This window comes from Mesorhizobium sp. WSM4848 (genome assembly GCF_055811375.1).
Window position 1 is genome coordinate 21,367 of record NZ_JBVVPX010000039.1, and the last position, 17,225, is coordinate 38,591.

General features: G+C 62.9%; 18 protein-coding genes. 10 read left to right on the top strand and 8 right to left on the bottom strand.

The annotated features are described in order from the left end of the window. Positions 1-182 precede the first annotated feature (182 nt). Positions 183-1,370: a M24 family metallopeptidase gene (locus tag AC0L16_RS27785; RefSeq protein WP_473624516.1), complete on the top strand. Its 1,188-nt coding sequence runs from the start codon at positions 183-185 to the stop codon at positions 1,368-1,370. A gap of 220 nt (positions 1,371-1,590) precedes the next feature. Here AC0L16_RS27785 and AC0L16_RS27790 read toward each other — a convergent pair whose 3' ends face one another. The 3 genes from AC0L16_RS27790 to AC0L16_RS27800 are packed head-to-tail and all read right to left on the bottom strand — an operon-like array spanning position 1,591 to position 4,149. Then, a complete protein-coding gene (locus AC0L16_RS27790; protein ID WP_473624518.1) occupies positions 1,591-2,010 on the bottom strand; it encodes a cupin domain-containing protein in 420 nt (139 codons plus the stop codon). Between the two features lie 4 nt (positions 2,011-2,014). Next, complete coding sequence (locus AC0L16_RS27795; protein ID WP_473624519.1) at positions 2,015-2,941, bottom strand: phosphoenolpyruvate hydrolase family protein; 927 nt, start codon at positions 2,939-2,941, stop codon at positions 2,015-2,017. An 11-nt stretch (positions 2,942-2,952) separates the two neighbouring features. Beyond that, entirely contained in the window at positions 2,953-4,149 is a 1,197-nt protein-coding gene (locus AC0L16_RS27800; RefSeq protein WP_473624520.1) for a Tm-1-like ATP-binding domain-containing protein, read from the bottom strand. A gap of 115 nt (positions 4,150-4,264) precedes the next feature. On the opposite strand from AC0L16_RS27800, the gene AC0L16_RS27805 reads away from it, so the two are divergent. The 7 genes from AC0L16_RS27805 to AC0L16_RS27835 all read left to right on the top strand — a co-directional run bounded on the left by AC0L16_RS27805 (position 4,265) and on the right by AC0L16_RS27835 (position 10,953). Beyond that, positions 4,265-4,948, top strand: coding sequence for a TetR/AcrR family transcriptional regulator (locus tag AC0L16_RS27805; protein ID WP_473624522.1), 684 nt, complete (start codon positions 4,265-4,267; stop codon positions 4,946-4,948). Between the two features lie 358 nt (positions 4,949-5,306). Further along, positions 5,307-6,623: an ABC transporter substrate-binding protein gene (locus tag AC0L16_RS27810; protein ID WP_473624523.1), complete on the top strand. Its 1,317-nt coding sequence runs from the start codon at positions 5,307-5,309 to the stop codon at positions 6,621-6,623. A gap of 66 nt (positions 6,624-6,689) precedes the next feature. Further along, complete coding sequence (locus tag AC0L16_RS27815; RefSeq protein ID WP_473624524.1) at positions 6,690-7,595, top strand: carbohydrate ABC transporter permease; 906 nt, start codon at positions 6,690-6,692, stop codon at positions 7,593-7,595. A gap of 1 nt (position 7,596) precedes the next feature. Continuing rightward, on the top strand, positions 7,597-8,556 hold the full coding sequence (locus AC0L16_RS27820; RefSeq protein WP_128173440.1) for a carbohydrate ABC transporter permease: 960 nt from the start codon (positions 7,597-7,599) through the stop codon (positions 8,554-8,556). Further along, positions 8,553-8,762, top strand: coding sequence for a hypothetical protein (locus AC0L16_RS27825; RefSeq protein WP_095493280.1), 210 nt, complete (start codon positions 8,553-8,555; stop codon positions 8,760-8,762). The genes AC0L16_RS27820 and AC0L16_RS27825 overlap by 4 nt, the downstream gene beginning before the upstream one ends. Next, positions 8,759-9,868, top strand: a complete 1,110-nt coding sequence (locus tag AC0L16_RS27830) for an ABC transporter ATP-binding protein (protein WP_473624526.1) — start codon at positions 8,759-8,761, stop codon at positions 9,866-9,868. Before AC0L16_RS27825 ends, AC0L16_RS27830 begins: the two co-directional genes overlap by 4 nt. Then, positions 9,868-10,953 carry an ABC transporter ATP-binding protein gene (locus AC0L16_RS27835; RefSeq protein ID WP_473624527.1) on the top strand — a complete coding sequence of 362 codons (1,086 nt, stop codon included), beginning with the start codon at positions 9,868-9,870 and terminating at the stop codon, positions 10,951-10,953. The genes AC0L16_RS27830 and AC0L16_RS27835 overlap by 1 nt, the downstream gene beginning before the upstream one ends. A gap of 69 nt (positions 10,954-11,022) precedes the next feature. On the opposite strand, the gene AC0L16_RS27840 is transcribed toward AC0L16_RS27835, so the two are convergent. Next, on the bottom strand, positions 11,023-11,994 hold the full coding sequence (locus AC0L16_RS27840) for an AraC family transcriptional regulator (RefSeq protein WP_473624528.1): 972 nt from the start codon (positions 11,992-11,994) through the stop codon (positions 11,023-11,025). 92 nt (positions 11,995-12,086) lie between these two features. On the opposite strand from AC0L16_RS27840, the gene AC0L16_RS27845 reads away from it, so the two are divergent. Then, on the top strand, positions 12,087-13,301 hold the full coding sequence (locus AC0L16_RS27845; RefSeq protein ID WP_473624529.1) for an MFS transporter: 1,215 nt from the start codon (positions 12,087-12,089) through the stop codon (positions 13,299-13,301). 7 nt (positions 13,302-13,308) lie between these two features. Here the strand turns inward: AC0L16_RS27845 and AC0L16_RS27850 are convergent, their stop codons facing one another. After that, the gene (locus AC0L16_RS27850) at positions 13,309-13,656 is read right to left on the bottom strand and encodes a GFA family protein (RefSeq protein ID WP_473624530.1); all 348 of its coding nucleotides are present in this window, start codon (positions 13,654-13,656) and stop codon (positions 13,309-13,311) included. A gap of 130 nt (positions 13,657-13,786) precedes the next feature. Between AC0L16_RS27850 and AC0L16_RS27855 the strand changes: the two genes are divergently transcribed. Continuing rightward, positions 13,787-15,082 carry an amidase gene (locus AC0L16_RS27855; protein ID WP_473624532.1) on the top strand — a complete coding sequence of 432 codons (1,296 nt, stop codon included), beginning with the start codon at positions 13,787-13,789 and terminating at the stop codon, positions 15,080-15,082. A 13-nt stretch (positions 15,083-15,095) separates the two neighbouring features. Here AC0L16_RS27855 and AC0L16_RS27860 read toward each other — a convergent pair whose 3' ends face one another. Genes AC0L16_RS27860 through AC0L16_RS27870 form a run of 3 tightly spaced genes read right to left on the bottom strand, consistent with a single transcriptional unit; the run spans position 15,096 to position 17,225 of the window. Further along, complete coding sequence (locus AC0L16_RS27860) at positions 15,096-15,482, bottom strand: hypothetical protein (protein ID WP_473624533.1); 387 nt, start codon at positions 15,480-15,482, stop codon at positions 15,096-15,098. A 44-nt stretch (positions 15,483-15,526) separates the two neighbouring features. Further along, positions 15,527-16,507: a hydroxyacid dehydrogenase gene (locus tag AC0L16_RS27865; protein ID WP_473624534.1), complete on the bottom strand. Its 981-nt coding sequence runs from the start codon at positions 16,505-16,507 to the stop codon at positions 15,527-15,529. A 1-nt stretch (position 16,508) separates the two neighbouring features. Continuing rightward, positions 16,509-17,225 (bottom strand): FadR/GntR family transcriptional regulator, encoded by a 717-nt coding sequence (locus tag AC0L16_RS27870; protein WP_473624536.1) that lies wholly within the window; start codon positions 17,223-17,225, stop codon positions 16,509-16,511.

The following is a 17,225-nucleotide window of genomic DNA, read 5'->3' on the forward strand; positions in this document are numbered from 1 at the left end:
GGGTTTCGCCAGAGACGGATTTGGCGCATCCTCACGTGGCTTTGAAAATTTCGTCCGCTGGACCAGTTACAGGGAAGCGGTTCAATCCGACCTTATCTGGTAGGACCAGACTTATCTCGTCGGACCAGACTGGGCGCCACCGGCGATCCGATCGGCCGGCCAAGGAATTCAGGGAGAGAAAGATGAACGTCGTTCCGGGTAAGAATGTCGTCGGCACCATCCCTTTCGATCATGCCAGGATCGACCGGCTGATGGAGGAAGCCGGTATCGATGTGCTGCTCGCCACCTCCAAGCACAACACGCAATATCTGCTTGGCGGCTACAAGTTCATCTTCTTCGCCGCCATGGATGCGATTGGCCACAGCCGCTATCTGCCTGTTGTAGTCTACGAGAAGGGCGGGCCGGACCACGCCGCCTATATCGGCAACCGCATGGAGGGCGCCGAGCACCAGAACAACCCGTTCTGGACGCCGACCTTGCACGCCGCCTGCTGGGGCACGCTCGACGCCGCCAATCTCGCGGTCGAGCACCTGACGAAAATCGGCAAGGGCGACGCCCGCATCGGCATCGAGCCAGCTTTCCTCCCGTCGGATGCCTACACGCTGATCCGCAAGGCGCTGCCGGATGCCAAGCTGATCGACGCGACTGATATGCTGGAGCGGATGCGGGCGATCAAGACGGATGCGGAGCTGGAGAAGCTGCGCATCGCCTCTGAACTGATCACCGATTCCATGCTGGCAACCATCGCCTGGGCGCACGAAGGCACGACCAAGACCGAGATCATCGAGCAGCTGCGGCGCGAGGAGACCAATCGAGGCGCGCATTTCGAATATTGCCTGTTGACGCTCGGCGCCAGCCACAACCGCGCCGGCTCGCCGCAGGCCTGGAAAAAGGGCGAGGTGATGTCGATCGACTCAGGCGGCAACTATCACGGCTATATCGGCGACCTCTGTCGCATGGGCATTTTGGGCGAGCCGGATGCCGAACTCGAGGATCTGTTGGCCGAGGTCGAGACGGTGCAGCAGGCGGCCTTTTCTAACGTACGCGCCGGTACGCTGGGTGGTGATATGATTTCCTACGCGGAAGGCGTGCTGAAAGCGTCAAAGGTCGCGCGCTATACCGATTTCTTCGCCCACGGCATGGGGCTGATCACCCATGAGGCGCCGTTCCTGATGACCAACCATCCGGTGACCTATGAGGGCACTTATGCCGAAAAGCCGCTGGAGAAACACATGGTGCTCTCGATCGAGACGACGATGCTGCACCCGACGCGCGGCTTCATCAAGCTGGAGGACACGCTGGCGGTCACCGAGACCGGTTACGCTATGTTCGGCGACCGGGGCAGGGGCTGGAACCGGGGTGGAGTTTGACAGCCTGCAATGAAGGCGCTGCCCCCTCACCCGGATTGCCAACCGAATTGCAAAGGGCAATTCGGGACAATCCGACCTCTCCCCGAAGGGAGAGGAGATCGCAAGCGACGGCGCTACCTCTTCTCCCCTCGGGGAGAAGGTGGCCGCGAAGCGGCCGGATGAGGGGGCAACTACAAATGCGATTAGCCCTGCCGCAAACAAGGAGGCGGGTGTGCAGAGATCACTTCTCGCCCGGCGGCAGCAGCCTGAAATCCGGCAGGTCGCGCAACGCCAGTTCCGGCCCGGCCGGCGAATAGACGACGAAAAGCTGCATGGGCGCATCGCCGGTGTTCAGCGTCGAGTGGAAGCGACTTTCCGGCACATAGATGGTGCAGCCGGGGCCGACCTTCTCAACGACCGGATTGCCGTTTTCGTCTTCGACCATCTGTTCGCCATTGCCTGATATGACAAAGATGATCTCTTCAGCGCCCGGATGGTTGTGGCGCGTGTGACCCTTGCCGGACGGAAGGTCGACGACGCCGCCGGAAAAGCGCGCAGCACCATTCACCTCGGGCGCCACCGTCAGCGACAGTCTGCCCCAGTCGAAGCCGAAGGCGCTGACATCCTTCGGGTAGACAAACACCTTGCTCTTGTCGGTCATCGTCTCATCCCTTCTTTTTCTTCGCGGTCGTCTTGGCACCGCTTTTTTTTGTTTGCGCATCGGATTTTCCCAAAACCGGTTCCCACTTTTGGGTCCGATGCTCCAGCGTGACCGCCTTGAAATCGGCAGTCTGCCTGGCGATCGCCGCTTCCGCCGGCAGCCGCTCCATCGAGCTTGCCCCGTAAAATCCGTGCAAGCCCTTGCATCGTTCGAGGATGTAGCGGGCATCGTCCGGCATCGAGATCGGCCCGCCATGGCAAAGCAGGATGACATCCTTGCGCACGACACTCGCCGCTTCAGCGATGGCGTCGATCTCCGTCACGCAGTCGTCGAGCGATTTGGCCGACGTCGCACCGATCGAGCCGCCGGTGGTCACCCCCATATGAGCGACGACGATGTCGGCGCCGGCCTTGGTCATGGCGCGCGCCTCATCGGGGTTGAACACATAGGGCGTGGTCAGGAGATCGAGCTCGTGTGCCGCGGCTATCATGTCGACCTCGAGCCCGAAGCCCATACCGGTTTCCTCGAAACTCTGCCGCATCTGGCCGTCGAACAGGCCGATGGTCGGAAAGTTCTGCACGCCGGAAAAACCCATCGTCTTCAGCTCGGCCAGCAGCAGCGGCATGATGACGAAGGGATCGGTGCCGTTGACGCCGGCCAGCACCGGCGTCTTCTTCACTATCGGCAGCACCTCGTAGGCCATCTCCTTGACGATCTCGTTGGCGTTGCCATAGGCGAGCAGGCCGGCAGCCGAGCCGCGGCCGGCCATGCGGTAGCGGCCGGAATTATAGATGATGATCAGGTCGATGCCGCCGGCCTCCTCGGCCTTGGCCGACAGCCCGGTGCCGGCGCCGCCGCCGACGATCGGCACGCCGCCGGCAATCATCTTGCGGAACTTTTCCAGGATCTTCTTGCGCGGTATGGCGGGCATGGCTTCGTCTCTCACTGTCTGGCGATTTCGAGAAAAGCCGCAACCGCAGCCTTGGCGAATTCGGGATCGTTGATGTGCAGCGGCAAGCGGATCACGCGACGTGTGTTATCCGGCATGATCGTGCGCTCGACGGCCTCGAAGAGTGCTGCATCGGCCTCGGGGTCGAAGAAGGCGCCGCCTTCGATGTCGAGCGCCGAAACGCCCCTTTCGGGAATGAGGAACCGGACCGGTCCCTCGCAGAGGCTCAGTTTGGCGCCGATCCATTCGCCGATCCTGCGGCTTTCGTCAGGCGTCGTGCGCATCAGCGTCACGTTTGGATTGTGCTCGTAAAACAGCCGCCCGCTATAGCGTTGCGGAATGGTCGACGGCGCCCAGAAATTCACCATGTCGAGCGCGCCGACCGAGCCGACATAGGGCAGTTTCGTGCGGGCGATTGCGCCGAAACGGTCTTCGGTTGCCGGCAGAACGCCGCCAAACAGGAGGTCGCAGACTTCTGTCGTCGTGATGTCGATGACGCCGGACAGCAAGCCGCTGTCGGCCAGCTTCTCCATGGTGCGGCCGCCGGTGCCGGTGGCGTGGAAGACCATGCAGTCATAGCTTGAACGAAGCTGCTCGGCGATGGCAGTCACGCATGGCGTGGTCACGCCGAACATGGTGAGCCCGATCGATGGTTTGCCGTCGGGCGGCGGCGCCGGTTTCGCAGACATGCCTGCTATCGCCTGGGCGGCGTTGTGCAGCACGACGCGAGACAGCCGGTTCAAGCCGGCCATGTCGGTCACCGACGGCATCATGACGATGTCGGAGACATCGACATAAGGCGCGGTGTCGCCCGAAGCGAGCGTCGAGACCATGATCTTGGGCAAGCCGAGCGGCAGCGCGCGCATGCCTGATGTGATGATCGAAGTGCCGCCACCACCGCCGATGCCGATCATGCCTGATATATCGGTGCGCGACTGGACAAACCGGGTGAAGGCGATGGCCATTGCCGCCACCGCGGTGCCGCGGTCGTCGCTGCCCAGCACGGCGCTGCTGCCACCGGGATGGTGGCCGGCGACCTCTTCGGCCGAGACATCGACCGGCACTGTCGCATTGCGCGTTCCGACGTCGACGCGGGCGACAGCAGCACCGGTGGCGGCGACCGCATCGGCCAGAAAGGCGAGTTCCTCACCCTTGGTGTCGGCGGTGCCCACCACATAGACGCGCTTCATTGCGTTTCCCCGGTTCCAGGCGCACTCGGCGTTTCTGCCGGCCGCTCTTTTGCCTCGGCCGTTCGGCAGCGCGAAAGGCCATTGCAATTTTTTGAGACGTGCGTATCATATTGACATGAATGTCTCACGTCAACCAGCGGCAATGTCCGACGATGCGGGTTCTGGAGCGGCGCGCGGGGCGCGCGCCCGCACAAAGCGGTTGATGCTGGAGACGGCGACAAGGCTGATGCAGGCGGGCGCCACGCCCTCGGTCAGCGAGGTCGCCGAAGCGGCGGAAGTCTCCCGCGCCACCGCCTATCGGTATTTTCCAAGCCAGGCGGCGCTGGTGCAGGCGGTGGTCGACGAAGGGCTGGGGCCGATCCTCACCTGGAAATCGACCTCGGCCGATCCCGAGCGCCGGGTCGCCGAACTGTTCGATACCGCCATGCCGCGCATCGAGGCCTTCGAGGCGACATTCAAGGCGGCGCTGAAGCTGTCTCTCGACCAGTGGGCGCGGCGGCAGGCCGGCACGCTGGACGGCGAGCCGGCCTTCACGCGTGGCCATCGCATCGATCTGCTCCAGGACGCGATCGCACCGCTCAAGAACCGGCTGCCGCCACGCGAATTCAAGCGCCTGGCGCAGGCCCTGTCGCTGATCTTCGGCGTCGAAGTGCTGATCGTGCTGAAGGATATATGGGGGCTGGACAGCCGCAAGATGATGTCGGTAGCGCAATGGGCAGCCGGCGCCCTGGTACGGGCTGCGGTGATGGAATCGATGACCGAAGGAGACAGACGTGCGCCGGCGACAGCTGCGGAATAGTATCGATCTGGTTCGACCAGATGGGGATGCCCACTACCGACAATAGCCGATGTGCCGTAGCGCGAACAAGGGCCTTGCGTATCAACGAGTAGGAAAATTTAAGAAAAACAGACAGATGTTGCTGGGATCTGCTTGTCTGAGGCCCTGCCATCGTCCAAGAAAGAGCTTGACGTGCGTCCGAAATTGGTAATACCAGATCAGGACGATATAGCGGGTCGAAAGTGAGGGCTGCGATCCATTTCCGGTTGGGCGAGGAGGCTCGAAACCGGAACGGCGCCATCACTGAAGGAACTACCAGGGCCGGCCTCATCGCCGGCTCGGATGATACGGTAGAATGCGCACAAGGGAGGAAATCATCATGCGCAAGACAATGACCAGCATGCTTGCTGGTGTCGGCTTAGTGCTCGCCTGCGGAACGTCCGTCTACGCGCAGGATAAGGAACTCACCATATTCTGGGCTGAGTGGGATCCGGCGAACTATTTGCAGGAACTCGTCAACCTTTACGAGGCCGAGAGCGGCGTTAAGGTCACGGTCGAGACGACGCCGTGGCCGGATTTCCAGACCAAGGCGTTCACCGAGTTCAACGCCAAGGGCAGCGCCTACGACATGGTCGTCGGCGATTCGCAGTGGATCGGCGCGGCCTCCGAGGCAGGCCACTATGTCGACCTCACCGATTTCTTCAACAAGCACAATCTGAAGGAAGTGATGGCGCCGGCGACGGTGAAATACTACGCCGAATATCCGTCCAACTCCGGTAAATACTGGTCGATCCCGGCCGAGGGCGACGCGGTCGGCTGGTCCTATCGCAAGGACTGGTTCGAAGACCCGAAGGAGATGGAAGCCTTCAAAGCCAAGTACGGCTACGATCTCGGCGTGCCGAAGGACTGGAAGCAGCTGCGCGACATCGCTGAATTCTTCCACCGTCCCGACGAGAAGCGCTACGGCGTCGCCATCTACACCGATAACTCCTACGACGCTCTGGTGATGGGCGTGGAGAATGCCATCTTCTCCTTCGGCGGCGAACTTGGCGACTATTCCACTTACAAGGTCGACGGGATCATCAACTCCGAGCAGAACGTTAAGGCGCTGGAGGCCTACAAGGAGCTCTATTCCTTCACCCCTCCTGGTTGGGCCAAGAGCTTCTTCATCGAGGACAACCAGGCGATCACCGAGAACCTGGCGGCGATGAGCATGAACTACTTCGCCTTCTTCCCGGCGCTCATCAATGAAGCCTCGAACCCGAATGCCAAGGCCACCGGCTTCTTCGCCAACCCTCCAGGACCGAACGGCGACCAGTTCGCCGCGCTCGGCGGCCAGGGCATCTCCGTCATCTCCTATTCGCAGAATCAGGAAGAGGCGATGAAGTTCCTGGAATGGTTCATCAAGGACGAGACGCAGAAGAAATGGGCGGAGCTCGGCGGTTACACGGCAAGCGCCAAGGTGCTCGAGTCGCCTGAATTCCAGAACGCCACGCCTTACAACAAGGCCTTCTACGAAACCATGTTCAAGGTGAAGGACTTCTGGGCGACGCCGGAATATGCCGAGTTGCTCATCCAGATGAACCAACGCGTCTATCCGTACATCACCGGCAATCAGGGCGCGGCCAAGGAAGTGCTCGATGCGCTCGCCGCGGACTGGAACGCGACGTTCAAGAAATACAACCGCGTGAAGTAAACGGCACTAACGCTCGGAGGGGGCGGGAGCCCGCCCCTTCCGTTTTCTTTTCCGGAGGAACGGCCCTTGGCCACTGCAGTCATGACCACGCTGGATCCCAAGTCACGCTCCGCCGCCCGCGGTATGAGCGATCTTTCGATCCGCAATCTCTTCATCATTCCGACGATCGTTTTCCTGATCGTCTTCAACATCTTTCCATTGCTCTATTCGCTCGGCTATTCGTTCACCGACTTTCGCGCATCGAGCGCGGCACCGGCAACTTTCGTCGGACTGCAGAATTACCGCGAGCTGCTCAACGACCCGTTCATCTGGTCGAATTTCGCCATCACCGCCAAATATGTCATCGTCTCCGTGGTCGGCCAGGTCATCGTCGGCTTCGGCGTGGCGTTGCTGCTCAACCGGGATATCCCGTTGAAGGGCCTGCTGACGACACTGCTGCTGTTGCCGATGATGCTGTCGATGGCTGTTGTCGGCCTGTTCTGGAAACTGCTCTACGATCCGTCCTTCGGCATCATCAACTATACGCTCGGCCTCGGCTCCTTCGAGTGGCTGTCCAACCCCGACATGGCGCTCTACGCGGTTGCCATCACCGACATCTGGATGTGGTCGCCCTTCGTTATGCTGCTGTCGCTCGCCGGCCTGTCGGCGGTGCCGAAGCACCTCTACGAGGCGGCCGCGATCGACCGCGCCGGCTCGTTCTATACGTTCTTTCGCATTACGCTGCCCCTGGTCGCGCCGATCCTGATGATCGCGATCATCTTTCGCACCATGGAGGCGTTCAAGACCTTCGATCTTGCCTACATCCTGACCAGCCAGCCAACCACTGAGGTGATCTCGATCCGGCTCTACAAGATGGCGTTCCAGGAATGGCAGACCGGGCGCTCCTGCGCGCTCGCCTACATCGTGCTGATCATGATCCTGGCGATCACCAACATCTACGTCAAATACCTGAACAAGGTGAAGGAGCGCTAGCATGGCCGCTGTCACCACCTCTGCCGAGCGTTCGCTCAACAAGCTCGCCATCGTCGGCGTGCTGATCGTCACGATTATCTTTCTGGCGCCGATCTACTGGATAGCCTCGACGGCGTTCAAGCCGCGCAACCTCGCCACCACCATCCCGCCGACGGTGGTCTTCCAGCCGGAGATATCGCCCTTCGTCAAGCTGTTCACCAAGCGCTCGCAGTTGCGCACTGCGCCGACGCCGGAACAATACGCCGCCGCCCCGTGGTGGGAGCGGCTGGTGTTTGACGGCGGCGAGAAGGTGGTGCGCTCGGGCAGGGGCGACGTGCAGTGGTCCGGCTATCCGAACCGCTTCATGAATTCGCTGATCGTGGCCATCACCTCGACGATCCTCGCCGTCGGCATGGGCACCTTCACGGCTTACGGGTTCTCGCGCTTCAAGATAAAGGGGGAACAGGACCTGCTCTTCTTCATCCTGTCGACGCGCATGCTGCCGCCGGTGGTGGTGGCGATCCCGATGTTCCTGATGTACCGGGCTGTCGGCCTCAACGACACGCATTGGGGCCTGATCATCCTCTACACCGCCTTCAACCTCAGCTTCTCCGTATGGCTGATGAAGGGGTTCATGGACGAAATTCCGAAGGAGTACGAGGAGGCGGCGCTCGTCGACGGCTATACGCGCATGGAGGCCTTCTTCAAGATCGTGCTGCCGGAGGCGGCCACCGGCATCGCCGCCACCGCCGTGTTCTGCTTCATCACCGCGTGGAACGAATATGCCTTCGCGCTGATCATGACCAACCGGCGTGCCCAGACGGCACCGCCCTTCATTCCAAGCCAGGTCGGTTCCGGCCTGTCGGACTGGACGGTGATTGCCGCCGGAACCTTCCTGTTCCTGCTGCCGGTCGCCATCTTCACCTTCCTGTTGCGCAACCACCTCTTGCGCGGCATGTCCTTCGGAGCGATCCGCAAATGATCCGCCACGCTACAATCCAGCGCACGGCCGAGATCGTGATGGTGTGCGGCATCATCGCGCTCTGCCAGCCGTGGAACCTCTTCCTGCACCGTTACGGGCTGACGATCATCATCGTCGGGCTGCTGACGTTCATGATCACCGGCTGGGTCGGCCCAAGGCAGAAGCCGCAGGCGACCGGCGCGCCGGAAAAAGAAGGTCACGCATGACCCAGATCGAGCTTCGTGGCGTCCAGAAATTCTTTGGCGCCGTTCAGGTCATCAAGGACCTCAATCTCAAGATCGATGACAACGAGTTCATCGTGCTGCTCGGCCAGTCGGGCTGCGGCAAGACGACGACGCTTCGCGCAATCGCCGGGCTGGAGACGATCGACGGCGGCGATGTCCTCATCGACGGCGAGCCGGTCCAGCATCTCAAGGCTGCCGACCGCGACATCGCCATGGTTTTCCAGTCGTTCTCGCTCTATCCGCATATGAGCGTCTACGAGAACATCGCTTTTCCGTTGCGCGCCATGCGCAAGAGCAAGGCGGAGATCGACGGCGAGGTGCGCTCGGTCGCCAAAGTGCTGCAGATCAACGATCTGCTCGGCAAGAAGCCGTCGGCGCTGTCTGGTGGCGACATGCAGCGCGTGGCAATCGGCCGGGCGCTGGTGCGGCGGCCGAAGGCGATGCTGATGGACGAGCCGATCGGTGCGCTCGACGCCAAGCTGCGCGAGGAGATGCGCGCGGAGATCAAACGGCTGCACATCAAGCAGGGTTCGACCACGATCTACGTCACCCACGACCAGATCGAGGCGATGAGCCTCGCTGACCGCATCGTCATCATGCATGAGGGCGTTCTGCAACAGGTAGGCAGCCCATCGGAAGTGTATACGCACCCGGCCAATCTGTTCGTCGCGCAATTTGTTGGCTCGCCGGTGATGAACGTTGCCAACGCGGCGGTGACGATGAACGGCTCCGGCGCCAGGGTCACCGTCGACGGGGCCGCGGAAGGGTTCCTTTTCCCGGCCGAACTGATCGGCCAGCTCGACGCCGCGAACGTCGGGCAGGACCGCCTTGCGCTCGGCATCCGCCCTGAAGGCGTGATGGTCTCGCGCGATCCGGCGGACGGTTACCTGCCGGTCGAGGCGCACATCATCGAACCGCTTGGCTCCTACGATATCGTCGACCTCAAGGTCGGCGCACAGATGTTGCGCGCCCGCACCCGTTCCGGTTTCGTCGGCAAGCCGGGAGTTCAGGTCTTCGCCAGGCTCGACCCGGCGCAGGCGCACTTCTTCGACACGACAAGCGGCAATTCGCTGGGGGTGAGACTCTGATGGCCCATATCCAGCTCAAGAATATCTCGAAGACATTCGGCAATCACACCGCGTTGACCGGGCTCAATCTCGACATTGCCGACGGCGAGTTCTTCGTGCTGCTCGGTGAGACCGGCGCCGGCAAGACGACGACGCTGCGCATGATTGCCGGCCTGGAAAAGCCGGACGAGGGGCAGATACTCATCGACGGCGCTGATGTCGCTGACTGGGGTGCGGCCGAGCGCGACGTGGCGCTGGTTCTGCAGCAATACTCGCTTTACCCGCGCTACACGGTGCGCGAGAATCTCGAATTCCCGCTGAAGCCGAAAATCCGCCGCATCGAGCCCGACGAGATCAAGACGCGCGTCGACCGCGTTGCCAAGACGTTGCGTATCGAGCATCTGCTCGACCGCAAGACGGATCGCCTCTCTGGCGGCGAGATGCAGCGCGTCTCGATTGGTCGCGCCATCGTCAGGAAGCCGCGCGTATTCCTGATGGATGAGCCGCTGTCGGCGCTCGATGCCAAGTTGCGCGAGGCGCTGCGCACCGAGCTGAAGAACATCCAAATGAACCTTGGCCAGACCTTCCTGTTCGTCACGCACGATCAAATCGAGGCGATGTCGATGGGCGACAAGGTTGGCGTGCTCAATCATGGCCGCATCGTCCAGACCGGCACGCCCTATGAGATCTACAACAATCCGCGCGACACCTATGTGGCGAGCTTCGTCGGCTCGCCGCCGATGAACCTGATCGACGGCAAGCTCGTCAACGGCCGCGCGGTGATGGCGCCGCTGAATTTCGAACTGCCTTTTGCGGGGGGGGCCAGGACGAGCGGCGAGACCGAAGGTCGCCCGCTCGTCTTCGGTATTCGTCCCGAGGATCTCTATCTCGAGAGCGGGGCGCCGGTGGAAGCGCGCGTCCACGATGTCGAGAACCATGGCGTCGAAAAGATCCTGACGCTGCGGGTCGGCGACGCCATGCTGCGAGCCACGGTGCCGGCCAGAACCGATGTCGAGATCGAGCAGCCGGTGCGCTTTGCCTGGGATCCGGACAAGGTGGTGCTGTTCGACAAGGTTAGCGGGATAAGCCTACGTCACGCGGGCTAAAGCGCGTCGCGCAAAATGCGCGTCTGTTGGGCGGGAGGATGCTAGGCGGCTTGAAGCCTGTGGCCAGGCTTAGCCGGCTTGGCGGGTCTCAGCCTGTTCCTCGGCCCGGAAATGGCTGGGAGCCGATCCGATGACGCGCTTGAACGCCCGACTGAACGACGCGTCGGATTCATAACCCAGGCGTGCGGCGACGACGGAAATCTTCAACCGGTCGCGGACCAGCCATTGCCGTGCCTGGTGCATTCTCACCTGGGTGACATACTTGGCCGGCGTTTCGCCGACGATCGTCGCGAAGCGCTCGGCGAAGCCCGACCGGGAGGCGCCCATCATCCTGGCCAGGATCTCCACCGTCCAGTCGCGGTGCGGTTCAAGGTGGATCGCGGCCAGCACGCGCCCGATCTCGCGATCCCTCACTGCCGCAATCCATCCGGACGAGTCGCCGCAGCCGCGCTCGACCCATGAGCGGATGACGGTGGCGGCGAGCACATCGGCAAGCCGTGCGAGGATGCCGCCGGAGCCGACGCGCTCCATCGTCACTTCGCGGGCCATGGCCTCCAGCAGATGCGGGATACCGGGTTCATAGGCTTCCAACTCGTGCGCGCGCATAACGTCCGGCATCATGCCGAGCAATGGGTGCAAACCGTCGAGATTGAAATACATGCTGCCGAAAAACAGCAGCGTCCCCGGCCGGCGACCTTCATTGGACAGGCAGTAAACGTCCTTGCAGACCTCGGCGACCTTGTAGCCCTGGATCGGCGAAGCCTCAATGCCCGGCTCGCTCGCCAGGACGTGTGCTGCGCCGCGCGGCAGCAGCACCGCGTCGCCCGCCTTGAGCTCCACCCATTCGCCGGACGGCTGCAGCAGCCAGCATCCCTTGCGGCCGACGAAATGAAACCGCGCCCCCGTCTGGGCCGGAAACTGGAGGCCCCAGGGTTCCTGCATTTCACAGCGGCCGTATTCGACGCCGTCGAGCCTTAACCCGCGCAATATGTCCGTCAGCGGATCACCGGTGATCGGAACTTTGGACGAATAGTCAAACATGATGGTGTTTCTAGCATGGAAACTCCAGGCGGTCACTCCCTATGTTGCACTGCAGCCAAATGTTGCGCTGCAACCAGATCGGAGATTCCATCATGACCGAACCCGCGACAGGCGTCATGGACGCCGTTCTCGATCCCGCGGAAACCGACGTACGAACCGAGCCGGCGTGGGGGGCGGTCGTATCCCTTGCGCTCGGTGTGTTTGGGCTGGTGACCGCAGAATTCCTGCCTGCCAGTCTGCTGACGCCGCTGGCGCAGGACCTCGGTGTGACGGAAGGGACTGCCGGCCAAGCGGTGACAGCAACGGCCGTTGTCGGCGCGATAGCCGCTCCGACCATGGCCATCGTCACCAAACGGCTGGACCGCAGGCTGGTCATGTGGGGACTGACAGTGCTGTTGATCCTGTCGAACCTCTTGGCGGCGTTTGCGTCCTCGCTTCCCGTTCTTCTGATCGCCCGCATCATGCTCGGAGTGAGCCTCGGCGGCTTCTGGTCGATGTCGGCGGCCATGGCGATGCGGCTTGTCCCGATGCGGCTGATGCCGCGCGCCATGTCGATCATTCTCACCGGCGTTTCGGTGGCGACGGTCTGTGCGGCCCCGGTCGGTGCCTATGTCGGCGACATCTGGGGATGGCGAACGGCCTTCATGATCGCGGCGGTTGTCGGCGCCCTGGCGCTGCTGGTGCAGATCGCCACCCTTCCGAAGCTGCCGCCGGCGGGCGTGGCAAGTGTTCGGACCTTGCTGGAGGTAATAAAGCGGCCGATGATCAGGGTTGCGCTTCTGGTGGTCGTGCTGGTCGCCTCGGGACACTTTGCCGGCTTCACCTATGTCCGCCCGTTTCTCGAGAAGGTGCCCGCGCTGGACATCGAGACGATCTCGCTTGTGCTGCTCGCCTATGGCATCGGTGGCTTCTTCGGCAATTTTGCCGGCGGGTTCATGGCCGAACGCAGCCTCAAGACGGCGGTGGGGCTTGCGCCGCTGCTGATTGCGGTCGCGGCACTTCTGCTGCTGACCGTCGGGGCCTCGCCTGTGGTGGCGGCGATAGCGGTGGCCGCCTGGGGTTTTGCCTTTGGCGCGGTCCCAGTCGGGCTGCAAACCTGGCTGGTGCGAGCCGCTCCCGACCAGGCAGAAAGCGCCGGCGGGCTGATGGTCGCCACATTCCAGGTGGCCATCGCACTGGGCGCGGTTTTCGGCGGCCTGCTGGTCGACAATGCCGGCGTTGCCAGTGCTTTCGCCTATTGCGGGATCGCGACGTTGCTGGCGGCCTTGGCGGCGTTCTTGCTTGGCCCGAGGACAACCGACAGGTGAGGGCCCGTCAAGCCGCGCGGCCGTCGAAGTCCAAAACCGGCACAGCGTCCAGGTCGAGATCGTCTATGCAATGGATGTTGACGTAAGCGCTTCGTTCGCTCCCTTCGCTGACGTCCTCGGCGAAGGGATGGATGCCGCAGGTCCGGCAGAACCGGTGGGCGATGACATGATTGCCGAAGGTGTATTTGCCAAGATCGTCGCCCCAGGCAAGCACCCGCAATGCCTCGTGCGGCACCGCCCATAGCAGCGCGCCTTTGCGTGAGCAGATCGAGCAATTGCATCGCACGGCTCCGGTCAGATCGCCGTCGACCTCGAAGGCGATCTTGCCGCAGTGGCAGCTGCCTTTGTAGAGCATCGGTATTGTTCCCTTCCATATTCCTGGCGTGTGGCAGGGGTACAAAACCGCCCGCGCCGGGTGATTCTTGGCGCCATGCGCCCGCATTGCCCTTAAGACGTTCAACACGTCCGGAGTCCGACACCGAAAAATGCAATCAGCCCGCGACCGCCTCGAAGCCGTCCTTTCGCGTCTCGCCGTCCGCGCCGACGATGAAAGCGTGTTCGTAAAACTCTATCCGGAAGCCGCACGAGCAGCAGCCGACGCCGCCGATGCCAGGCGCAGAGCCGGCGTGACGCTCGGGCCGCTCGACGGAACAATTCTGTCGATCAAGGACCTGTTCGATGTCGTCGGCGAGCCGACCACGGCCGGTTCGTTGTTGCTCAGCACCGCGGCGCCGGCGCTGCGGGATGCCGTCATCGTGCGGCGGCTGCGGCAAGCGGGCGCGGTGATCTTCGGCAAGACCAACATGACCGAATTCGCCTTCACGGCAATCGGCGTCAACCCGCATTACGGCACGCCCGGCAATGCGACCGACGCCGGCCGGATCGCCGGCGGCTCTTCGTCCGGCGCCGGCGTTTCCGTTGCCGAAGGCACGAGCGAGATCTCGATCGGTTCCGACACCGGCGGCTCGGTGCGTATTCCGGCGGCGCTGAACGGTGTCGTCGGCTTCAAGCCGACGGCGCGGCGCGTGTCCAGCGTTGGCGTCTTCCCGCTGTCCGACACGCTCGACTCCATCGGCCCGCTTGCCCGCACCGTCGCCGAATGTGCGGCAGCCGATGCGGTGATGGCGGGCGAAGAGTTCGAGGCACTTGTTCCGCTTCCGGTTGCCGGACTGCGCATCGGCATTCCACGCGGCGTGCTGTTCGAGGATACGGAAGTAGAGGTCTCGGCGGCATTCGAGCGATGTGCTCGCAAGCTGGAACGCGCCGGTGCACGCCTCGCTGATCTGTCGATCGATGACCTCCTTGCCGATTTGCGTGCGGCAACCAGGCGGGCCTCGATCGCGGCAATGGAGGGCGCCGCGGTCCATGCAGATTGGCTGGCAGAAGGTGCGGCGACGCCGGTCGATTCACGGGTGAGCGGGCCGTTGTCGCGCGCTGCGGCCGTTCCGGCCACGGCCTATATAAGGGCAATCCGCCGCCGCACCGCGCTTGTCGCCGCCATGGACGAGCGGCTGGCGTCTTTCGATGTGCTGGCCCTGCCGACCACGCCGGTCACCGCGCCGACCATCGTGTCGATGACCAGCGACGAAGCTCTGTGTGAGCGCACGGAAGGCCTTCTGCTGCGCAACACGCAGGTCGCCAACCAGTTCGACCTCTGCGCAATCTCGCTGCCGATGCCGGGAATGGCGCGCCCAGCCGGGCTGATGCTGGTGGCGCGCCACGGCGACGACCACCGTCTGCTGCGCATCGCGGCGGAAGTCGAGGCACTGCTTGGCTGTTGAAGATGTGAAAAAATTATTGCGACGAACAGTGGCCGCGTTCGCGGTCCCTGGACGTGCGTTCGATACCGGTCGCGACCAGCCATGGCTGAGTGTATTGCTTGCCGTTGACGGTCTGGGTTCGGTTCTCGATGGAGCCAACAACGACGACCTTGCCGGCGTAGAGCTTGTCCGAAAGATCGAGCGCCTTGTCCTGCTGCGGCAGTTCCTCGATGTCGATCGACACCCCCTTGATGATCTTGCCCGTTGCAAGGTCGAGCGCGCTGTTCGACGGACAGGGCGCCATCACGCACCGCAGGCCGTTGTCGCAATAGACATAATTGCTCTCGGCCGCAGCGACCGAGGACAGGACGCAGATCGAAAAGACCGCAACAAGCAGCGGCGTGCGGCGAAAAACGAGCATGGGTGTGCAGCGTCGTGCAGAAATTGGGCGATACGGCGACGGCGTTACGCGTCGGCCGGGAACCGCCGCCGGTAATGCTCGACCACTTCGGGATTGCGCAGATTGACCGGCAATTTGTTGGCCAGCACCAGCAAGGCTTCATCAGCCGAACCGACGCCCATGCGCATCATCGACTGCTCGGTGATGCCGGCCATGTGCGGCGTGACGATGACATTGTCGAAGCCGAAATAGGGGTGATCTGAAGGCAGCGGCTGCGTCGCGAAGACATCGAGCGCGGCACCGCCGATACGGTCCTTCTGCAGCGCTTCGATCAGCGCGTCGTCGTCGATCACCGGCCCGCGCGAAATGTTGATCAGCAGCGCATGCGGCTTCATTCGGCCGATGCGCTCGCGGTTGATCAGGCCGCGCGTCTCCGGCGTCAGCGGGCAGCACAGAACGATGATGTCGCTCTGCTCGACCAGCGCATCGATCGACAGGAACCTGACCCTGTCCGGCGCCGGCCTCCTGCTGCGCGTCGTCGCCACCACATTCAGGTCGAAACCATGCGCCGCGATGTGGCCGACTGCCTGTCCGATGGCGCCGAAGCCGACAATGCCGATCGTCTTGCCGGCGAGCTCGCTGGCAAGAATGGTGTGATCGCGACCGGCCAGCCAGCCCTTCGACCGCAGGTCGCGGTCGACCATGCGGAAGCGCCGCAGCAGCGCCAGCGCCGCGAACATCACGTATTCGGCGACCGAGCGCGCATTGACCGCCGGCACGTTTGCCACCAGCACGCCGGCTCCCGTGGCGGCTTCCATGGGAACCATGTCGAGCCCGGCGCCGTGGCGGATTGCGGCCCGCAGCTTCGTCGCCCCTTCGAAAAGTGCTGATGGCAGCGGGGCGCGAACGATGATGATATCGGCGTCCCTCGCCTCAGTCGCCAGCGTGTCCGCATCGAGGGCGGAGGCGACGACGAGTTCGCCGGCGCCGGTCAGCATGGCGGAGGCGCGCGGGTGCAGCGTGTGTGTCGTCAGGATCTTAGGCATGTCAGACCGGTTCGAGCGCTGGGCTGTGAGGTTCTGCCCCACCACCCTCGATCAGGCCTTTCCAGTAGCTTTCCGCGCCTTGCAGATGGGCGCTCATCAGCGCTTGGGCGAGATTGCCGTCGCGGCGCAGCAGCGCCTCGTAGATCTGGATGTGCTCGGCATGCGAGCGCATGCTGCGTTCGGGGTCGTTGAAGTAGATCGGCAGGCGTTGCTCGCCCATCAGGTAATAGAGGCTGCATATGTTGTGAAAGACGCGGTTCTTGGTTGCCCGCACGATCTCCAGGTGAAATTCGCGGTCCTCCTTGGCGAGACCCTCGCCCGCCGCAATGCGGTCTTCCGAAGCCTTCAGGATTTCGCGCAGCCGCTCGAAATTTTCCTCGGTGGCGCGCGAGCAGGCAAGCTCGGCGGCCTTGATCTCATGGATCTTGCGCAACTCGACGGTTTCGTAGATCTGGATCGGATCGAGCGGCAGGCCGGCCCGCGCAAAAAGCGCCATCGCCTCGACGCTGGCCTGCTTGGTGTCTATGTAGATGCCGGACTTGGCCCGGCGCTCGACGATGCGCATGGCTTCGAGGATGGCGAGCGCCTCGCGGATCTGGCCGCGGCTGACGGCGAAATGCTCCGCCAGTTCTCGCTCCGACGGCGTTCGGCCGGTCGCCTTGTCGGAGTGGGAGAACAGATAGGCGGCGAGTTCCGCGAGAAGGTTCTTTTCTTTCAT